General features: G+C 44.8%; 9 protein-coding genes. 4 read left to right on the plus strand and 5 right to left on the minus strand.

Features of this window, described 5'->3' with window-relative positions; translation table 11 throughout:
• Window positions 1-59: 59 nt before the first annotated feature.
• The 5 genes from L0J61_RS06580 to mtgA form a co-directional block, all read right to left on the minus strand.
• On the minus strand, window positions 60-290 hold the full coding sequence (locus tag L0J61_RS06580; RefSeq protein WP_301465531.1) for a hypothetical protein: 231 nt from the start codon (window positions 288-290) through the stop codon (window positions 60-62).
• 165 nt (window positions 291-455) lie between these two features.
• Complete coding sequence (locus L0J61_RS06585; protein WP_301465532.1) at window positions 456-803, minus strand: hypothetical protein; 348 nt, start codon at window positions 801-803, stop codon at window positions 456-458.
• 143 nt (window positions 804-946) lie between these two features.
• Window positions 947-1,129, minus strand: a complete 183-nt coding sequence (locus L0J61_RS06590) for a hypothetical protein (RefSeq protein ID WP_301465533.1) — start codon at window positions 1,127-1,129, stop codon at window positions 947-949.
• Window positions 1,130-1,566: 437 nt separating this feature from the next.
• Window positions 1,567-3,795 carry a polyphosphate kinase 1 gene (gene ppk1 / locus L0J61_RS06595; protein ID WP_301465534.1) on the minus strand — a complete coding sequence of 743 codons (2,229 nt, stop codon included), beginning with the start codon at window positions 3,793-3,795 and terminating at the stop codon, window positions 1,567-1,569.
• Window positions 3,796-3,955: 160 nt separating this feature from the next.
• A complete protein-coding gene (gene mtgA, locus L0J61_RS06600; protein ID WP_301465535.1) occupies window positions 3,956-4,633 on the minus strand; it encodes a monofunctional biosynthetic peptidoglycan transglycosylase in 678 nt (225 codons plus the stop codon).
• Window positions 4,634-4,923: 290 nt separating this feature from the next.
• On the opposite strand from mtgA, the gene L0J61_RS06605 reads away from it, so the two are divergent.
• From L0J61_RS06605 to L0J61_RS06620, 4 genes are all read left to right on the plus strand, one after another.
• The gene (locus tag L0J61_RS06605; protein WP_301465536.1) at window positions 4,924-5,235 is read left to right on the plus strand and encodes a glutaredoxin family protein; all 312 of its coding nucleotides are present in this window, start codon (window positions 4,924-4,926) and stop codon (window positions 5,233-5,235) included.
• A gap of 37 nt (window positions 5,236-5,272) precedes the next feature.
• Window positions 5,273-6,460, plus strand: a complete 1,188-nt coding sequence (locus L0J61_RS06610) for an alpha-hydroxy acid oxidase (RefSeq protein ID WP_301465537.1) — start codon at window positions 5,273-5,275, stop codon at window positions 6,458-6,460.
• A 130-nt stretch (window positions 6,461-6,590) separates the two neighbouring features.
• The gene (locus L0J61_RS06615; RefSeq protein WP_301465538.1) at window positions 6,591-7,547 is read left to right on the plus strand and encodes a rhomboid family intramembrane serine protease; all 957 of its coding nucleotides are present in this window, start codon (window positions 6,591-6,593) and stop codon (window positions 7,545-7,547) included.
• Between the two features lie 348 nt (window positions 7,548-7,895).
• The gene (locus tag L0J61_RS06620; protein WP_301465539.1) at window positions 7,896-8,708 is read left to right on the plus strand and encodes a MipA/OmpV family protein; all 813 of its coding nucleotides are present in this window, start codon (window positions 7,896-7,898) and stop codon (window positions 8,706-8,708) included.
• Window positions 8,709-8,827: the final 119 nt, after the last annotated feature.

The following is an 8,827-nucleotide window of genomic DNA, read 5'->3' on the forward strand; positions in this document are numbered from 1 at the left end:
CATTGTAAATAGTATCAATGAGTTACAATGTGGCTTATCCCGAACTGGGGTTATTATAACTACTTATCATTTTTCATCAGTTCGCTATCGAATTGTTTGTTGCTTTTGGCAACGTTGTGCGGATCTTGGTCGCCAGTTGCCTTCTCTGCGGCAGCAGGGTTGGCTTGCTGTCGTACATCATCGGGGTCGAAATCTGCACTATCGCCCGCTTCTGTTGCCTGATGTGCGTTGTCAAGCCTATGTTCAGCCTTATAACTATCATCTACTGTCCGTTCATTTGCCTTATTCATGGCATCTCCCCTTTATTAGAGTTCTCGATATTAGGGTCATTAATTTTAATGGTTATTTTTGTCCCTTTTACGGTGTTGTTCTTGTCGCTGCGCAGTCGTGACGCTAAGCACCGAACAGCAATGGCATTTTCAATGGCACTGCTCTGTGGCTAACTTGTGAATGTGTCAGTCTTTTTCTTTTGGATTAGACACACGTGCCTGAGCATTGTCTACGCTGGCATAACGATCAGAGTTATTAATTTTTTGACGCTTATCTGCTTCACCACCGAAGTCATTTCTTACGGTGTCTTCATTGACATTTTCATCGAAGGCGCACCCCTTTTGGTCGCGACGGTCTGGCTGGCGTGCAGGGTCATCTTTATTATTAACATGCTCTGAATCAACAACGCCTGCTTCAAAGGTGTCCGTACCCTTATTTTCAGTGGTATTTTTTTCGATGTCACCTTCGCTCTTTAAAGCGTCGTTGGTTTCAGCCTTTGGGTGCGTAGATAACTCAGTATCTTTGGCTTTCATATTCTCATCCTTAGATTTCATTGTTGGTTTTTTAGTTTTATGGCAGTTTATTGGTGAACACTGATATCATTGGTGACGCTTTATACGGTGGTTATTTAGTTCATTTTGATCCAGCTTATTACGGCGGTTATTTGACACGTTGGTTACTTATCAGTGCGTAGGTCATCTTGGATAAAAGAAGTCTGCTCTTCCTCGCTCAGTTGCTCGGGGGCATTGGCGTTTTTGTCACCTTCTAGGTTTTGCTCAACTTGCTGCCCGTCTACTTGCTCAGCAGCGTTTCGGATGTCTGAAGCGTCACGTGCGTTATCATCATTAGTATTACTCATCAGGTACTCCTTGTTTATGTCATTGTTTGCTTGTCATAGTTATTATTGTTTGTTCCGCTCGGTTTCGGAACTTTGACGAGGCGCGCTAATGAGACAAGTCTTGATAAATAAATCTGTGGGTCCGAGCTTTTGCCTCAATTTTTATTGTACAAACGAAGCGGCACACAACAACAGTGTGCTGCCGTATCAATGTGTGAATAAATGTGAGGTTACTCGACAGTTTGTAACTGTCGTAAAGGCCACGCAAAAAAAACCAAGTGTCAGTAATTTAGAATTACCGATGCTTGGTTTTATTAACGCTTAGTTTTATTAACGTAATGACGAGACTGACGATATCATAAATTTTCAAGGACCCATTTCAATAGCCAATTTCAAGAGCTATAAATATCGTGCTACAGCCGTGGATATGAGTCCCCTAAAGCAACAGAATAAACACCTTAGATGGCTGGTTCGACACCATTGATAGCTTTTAGCAAATACTCTTGCGCAACATGCGCCGCCTCACCAGCTGCCGGATGAATCTGCTGCCATGTGCTGTCACCGTTTAGTGTCCAAGCTTGCGTGTTGTCTTTCAGATAGTTCTGTAAACCATCTTGGTAGATTTGCGAAAACAACGCTTTGTCCTCAATCGGAAACGCTACTTCTACACGATGGAACAGATTACGATCCATCCAGTCTGCACTACCACAATACAAGCGCTCGTCACCGTCATTATAAAAATAATAAACGCGGGTATGCTCCAAGAAGCGACCAACGACAGAGCCCACAGTGATGTTTTCAGACAGCCCTTTCACCTGAGGGCGTAGGCAACATATAGAGCGCAAAATCAGCTCAATTTTAACCCCTGCCTGCGAGGCGTCATACAGCTTATTAATCAGTCGACGTTCGGTTAATGCGTTGACCTTGACGATGATATGAGCGCGCTTGCCTGCTTTTGCATGAGCGATTTCATCATCGATAAAACCCATCAACTTGTCATGCAACGTAAACGGGGCATGCATTAGCTTTTTGAGATTGGCAGGTTTGCCCATCCCTGTTAGCTCTTGAAAAATCTTATGGACGTCTTCTGAGATATCAGCATCTGCAGTAAATAGACCATAGTCAGTATAAGCTTTGGCATTGCCCGCGTGGTAATTGCCCGTGCCTAAATGCACATAACGACGGATTCTGTCTTCCTCACGGCGAATGATCAGCATTAGCTTGGCATGGGTTTTATAACCAACGATACCATACACCACGACCGCCCCTGCCTCTTGTAAGTAGTTAGCGACTGCGATATTTGAGGCCTCGTCAAAGCGCGCACGCAGCTCGATGACGGCAGTAACTTCTTTGCCATTTCGAGCCGCAGCAGCCAATGCTTTGACGATTTCTGAGTTGGTGCCTGAGCGGTACAATGTTTGCTTGATCGCCAATACTTTGGGATCGCTGGCGGCTTGCCACAGCAAATTAATAATCGGTGAAAAAGAATGAAAAGGATGATGCACCAATACATCACGCTTGCGCATCGCGGCAAACATGCTGGTCGGTTTTTCTAGATTATCCACATCTCTACGAAAAGCCTTTGGCATAACATGTGTAAACGGCTGATACCGCAGGGCAGGAATATTAAAATCGAACAACAAGCGGGTTAAGTTAACCGGCCCATTGACTCGGTATAACTGACTGCTGTCTAGCTCAAACTGGTTGAGCAAATAATCACTCAGCGCTTTCGGACAGTTGGTTGTGACCTCTAAACGTACCTTGTCACCAAAACGACGATTTTCCAACTCACCTTCGAGCGCTTTGGCGATATCTTCGACGTCATCCGCCAAATCTAAGTCTGCATTACGCGTCAATCTGAATTGATGACAGCCAGTCACACTCATCCCAGGGAAAAGCTCACCAATATGCTCATGAATGACGGCAGACAACATGACGTGGTGTTCTTTGCCACCCGTCAATTCATCAGGCAAGCGGATGACACGAGGCAGGCTGCGTGGTGCTGGTACGATAGCCAAATTGATATCACGACCGAACGCATCTTTGCCTTCTAAGGTAGCAATAAAGTTGAGGCTTTTATTCACCAATCGCGGGAATGGATGTGCAGGGTCAATGCTAATCGGTGTCAATACTGGGGATACTTGCTCGGTAAAATAACGCTTCATCCACGCTGACTGCTCAGCATTCAACTCTTCACGCTTTAAGTAGCGGATACCGTCATTGGCCAATGCTGGCAGAATGTCTTCATTAAGAATACGGTACTGCTCATCAATGGCATCGTGAGCAGTAGCAGATATTTCTTTCAGCACCTCACTCGGTCGCATACCTTGATCATTGGACGATACATCACCGATATTAAGCTTTTGCATGATACCTGCAACACGAATCTCAAAAAATTCATCGAGGTTTGATGAAAAAATAATTAAGAAAAACAACCGTTCAAGAAGTGGGTGGCGCGGGCTGGCCGCTTGCGCGAGCACACGTAATTGAAACTGCAACAACGACAATTCACGATTGATATAGCTGCTAGGAGAATAACTACCGTCTTCCGAACGTTGCCACTTTATTTCGGTTAGATCTTCGCTGTTATCGATTTCATGAACCACATTACTGACATCAACGATGTCATCAACATGGCTACCTTTATTGCTACTGTTCTTATCACTACTGTTATTTTGTTTATTCATCACATCTGCCACGTCACTACTCCCGTTATATTATCTATGCACCATTAGCGTTTATACCAATTGTCTGGATAACTGCTTTATTATTGACTGTTTTTTGTCTACATCACTGCAACTACTGCCGTATGAAATGCCGATCGATAATCACTCACCGTGGCGCTAACTATGGCAGTGCTGCACTGTTCATGCGTCTTTTGATAATGCTTTGCTTGTTACGCAGGCGTCTGTCGCCTAGATTGTCTTCGTAGTACTTTGGATTGGTCAGCATACTGATGAGCAGCGCTGACTCGTCGCGATTGAGGTTGGCCGCAGACTTATCGAAGTAATGATGTGCCGCAGCATCAATGCCATAAATACCATTGCCAAACTCTGCTACATTCAGATACGCTGTCAAGATACGCTGCTTATCCCATAATGTTTCTATCATAACTGTGATAATCGCTTCTTCACCTTTGCGTATGTACGAGCGATGCGACGTCAAAAACAAGTTTTTTGCCAACTGTTGGGTGATGGTCGAGCCACCCGCAGACAGCTGACCGGTCTCTTCGTTTTTCTGACGGGCCGCTTTGATGCCTTCTAAATCAAACCCGTTGTGTTGACTAAAGGTACCATCTTCACTCGCAATCGCTGCTTGTTTGGCGGACTGAGCAATCGCGTCATACTCTGCCCAATTTTGGGTTACACTGCCGCCCGACAAACGATGTGCCAGCATAAACATACTGTTATTTACTGGTTGTGTTTTCCAAATCAGCAGCAGCCCGGCAACCAATAGATGAAACACCACGACCAACAACATAAATGCCAAAAATAATCGTTTGAAAAATTTGCCAAGACTTGCCATGCGCAGCACCTAAGTGATTTAGAATATAATAAGATAAGGTAGAGATAGACCATTCATTATAGCGGTACTAGCGACTAACTGTCGTATAAACAACTAGCGGCTATACATCAATAATAAAATGAAATGCAGAAAGTCATCTTACCTAATCTCATATTCGCTGTCATTATTTACCCCACTTCTTTATTATGTATCAAAGCTCAGTTAATACTGCGCAGTCAATATCTCTAATGGTGATAACAATCGCTAAAAAGGCAGATGCTTTGGAGCAAGGACCAACAATCGAGAACAATATGCACAATGATAATAATATAAAAGCGCTGCGAGCACGCATGATCGCAGCCGATCCTAGTCTTGGCAGTACCACTAATATAGACAAATGGTGGTTGCTAGGCACTTCTGGTTGTCACCTCTGTGACACTGCCGAACAACTACTAACCCAGTTTCAAGCGGTGCACCCTCTCACCTATCAGTATGTCGATATTGCTGACTTTGATGAGGAACTCATGATGACGTTTGCCCATCATATCCCAGTGATTCTGACCCCATCAAAACGCTTGGACTATCCATTTTCGGTCATGGATCTGCAACAGCTATATTCTTAATCCATTAGATATTAAACAATGTAATAGTGAAATATTTATGACAAACTTAAAAAAAATGACAGAGATTGAAGATTTACGCCGTGTTGCCGAGCGTAAAGTGCCCCGTATGTTTTACGATTATGTTGATTCAGGCTCATGGACTGAGACCACGTATCGTAGCAATGAGACTGACTTTGACCGAATCAAACTGCGCCAGCGTGTGTTGGTGGATATGGATAACCGCAGTCTAGCGACGCAGATGGCTGGCGAGTCAGTACAGATGCCTGTCGCCATTGCGCCAACTGGCTTTACTGGCATGATGTGGGCAGATGGTGAAATACATGCCGCGCGCGCCGCCGAAAAATTTGGTGTGCCGTTTTCTCTCTCAACCATGAGTATCTGCTCTATCGAAGATGTGGCAACGCACACCGACAAGCCCTTTTGGTTTCAACTATATGTGATGCGTGATCAAGACTATGTATCCAACCTGATCCAACGAGCAAAAGATGCCAATTGCTCGGCGCTTATTCTCACGGCAGACTTGCAAGTACTGGGACAACGTCATAAGGACATCAAAAACGGCTTGTCTGCGCCACCTAAACCCACTCTGAACAATATCCTAAATCTGATGACCAAGCCAGAATGGTGTATGAACATGCTCGGCACCAAACGTCGTACCTTTGGCAATATCGTGGGGCATGCAAAAGGCGTCGAAGACTTGTCCTCGCTCAGTGCTTGGACTGAAGAGCAATTCGATCCTGGTTTGAGCTGGGACGACGTCGCACGTATCAAAGATATGTGGGGTGGAAAACTAATCATCAAAGGCATCATGGAACCTGAAGACGCTATTTTAGCCGCCCGAAGTGGTGCTGATGCCCTCGTGGTCTCAAACCATGGCGGCCGGCAACTGGATGGTGCGCTATCCTCTATCTCTGCACTGTCTGATATCGTCCAAGCGGTTCAGGCCGAAAACAGCAATATCGAAATATGGCTAGATAGCGGTATTCGCTCCGGACAGGATGTACTAAAAGCCATCTCTTTAGGGGCGAAAGGCACGATGATTGGTCGATCTTTTCTCTACGGGCTAGGCGCTTATGGCGAAGATGGCGTACGCCGTGCTTTAGAGATTATTTATAAAGAATGTGACTTATCGATGGCATTCTGTGGTCATACCGATATCAACACAGTCACCAGCGACATCTTAGTAAAAGGCACCTACGAAAACCTCAAAATCCCGACCTTTTGATCTCAATTTTTAGCACTTTGCAGGACTTTTAAGACCGCAAATACCGACGTATCAGTGACTAGTCTGAGCAAACCCTTTATACTTTTTACGCCATACGTCATTCATCACTTATTATTGATAGTTAGCTTTTATGACCATTCAACAGCTGTTAAAAAAAGCGCCTGTCACCACTCTGCTAATAATCAGCTTTGTCGCGCTGTTTATCTTGCAAGTACTCACAGGCGTCGATGCCAACAACCCTTCAACAGAGTCCTTGCTGATGTGGGGCGCCAACGCCTTGCCCTTTACTATGAGTGATGAGCCATGGCGTCTGGTCAGCAGCGCCTTTTTACACATCGGCTTGATGCATTTATTGTTTAATGGCTTTGCCATGTACTTTTTTGGACAAGTTGCCGAGCCTATGTTTGGCTCGGTGAAGTTTTTGGCGTTGTTTTTATTAGCAGCAGTCGGTGGCAACTTACTCAATAATCATGTCACGTGGATGGGCATCTTGGACGGCACAGGACAGCCAGGTATATCAGCAGGTGCATCAGGTGGAATTATGGGCATCGGTGCTGCCTTACTCATCGCTGCGCTATTTAAAATATCGGTCAACGGCATGGTGCTGAACCTCAAAAGCCTGATATTTATCATGGGTATCAATTTGATTTACGGTTTTGCCGTACCGGGCATTGATAATGCTGGACACATCGGCGGTGCGATTACGGGTCTGTTGATTGCGCTACCGTTTGCTACCGCCTACCGTCAACGTATGTCAATGATCAGAAAAAGCAGACCACATTACCAGACCGCTTATAGCTACTCCATCAACCACAACCACAACCACAACCACAACCAAGAAAGCTACAACAATATACATACCGATAATGATATAGACCTTGATATAGATCAAGATATTGGTAGCGACGTCAATATGAGCAATACTGTGCCTCAAGCTAGAACGGTGATCGACACTGCAGCAAAAAAGCCTGCTATGATATGGCAACTCCTACCCTGGTTGGCGATGCTACTGATAGCTATCGGTTTTTTCTGGTGGTGGCAAGACATTCATCAGCAATTATTGCAAATACTGGACAGCATTGAGTAAAACAGCAGACTTATTTATGCCATGCTTTTTTAGTATAATGACTTTGCTGGATAGACATCGCTGAATGGACGTTACTGAATAGACGCTGTACTCAATATTTAACGAAAACCCTGATATCGGCGCTACCATCAGCACCGACCACGACACCTTAGGCGATGAGCTGTTTTTAAATACCATGCCACTGTCCTTTATTTTTTAGCTAAGGTGTTTATATTTAGCCGTTTCTTCAGTTTGCACACCGTGATAAAAACGAAATGAATCACAGCCAAACAAGCTATTTGATGATATTTAGCAAAACCTAGGGCAAAGGTTTAGCCTCTTTAGCCCAACCACTTATGAGAGAACATCATGTTTACATCATCTGCGCTACCTACTGTCTCTAAACGTGCTGTGCTTAGCGCATTAGCGACCACCACACTAATCAGTGTCACCAGCATATCCAATGCAGCATGGTTAGAAAACACCCTGCCAACGGACAAAGATGCGGTACTCAGCGTTGGTGTTAATGCCATGGCAGTCAATACAGCCTATGACATGGAGGACAATACCGAGACACGTGTCCTACCAGGCGTGTTTTATGATAACAATAGAGTCTATGCTCGCGGTGCTCAAGCTGGTATTTATCTGATCAATGACGGTGTCAATCAGCTGTCTGCCTATGCTCAGCCTTCTGGCTCTGGGTTCGACCCTGATGATGCCAATGGTGCTCTTCAAGGCTTAGACGAACGTAAATCATCAGCTGCTGCCGGTCTCAGTTATTTGCGTCGCACCTCTGTCGGTGGGTTTCGGGCACAGATTGCCACTGATGTTTTAGATCGCAGTGGTGGTAATACTGCTCGCTTGACCTATCTTGCCAGAATTACTAAAGGCAATTTAACCGTCTATCCAAGTGCTGGCTTTGAATATCATGATGCAGACTATAACGAATACTACTATGGTGTGAGTGACAAGGAATCAGCAGACACAGGCGTTGATGCTTATACCTCTAATTCGAGCTTGAACCCGTATGTCAGCGTTAGCGCCAATTATGATTTCAGTGAAAACTGGGCTGGGTTTGCTAACCAAAGCCTCAGCTATGTGCCAAACGAGCAATTCGACAGTCCAATGGTAGACTCACGTACTGAGTCAACAACGACGCTTGGTTTGCTTTATAAGTTTTAGTTGAAATTGAATTTTTGATGTGAAAAGGCTGGGGAAATGCACAGCCTTTTCCTTTTTCATGAAGTTACCCCACTCTCAACTTCGAAAGTGATTGAAAAAAGAAGAGCACCTCACTAATC

It is taken from the genome of Psychrobacter sp., assembly GCF_030457785.1.
GTDB lineage: Bacteria > Pseudomonadota > Gammaproteobacteria > Pseudomonadales > Moraxellaceae > Psychrobacter.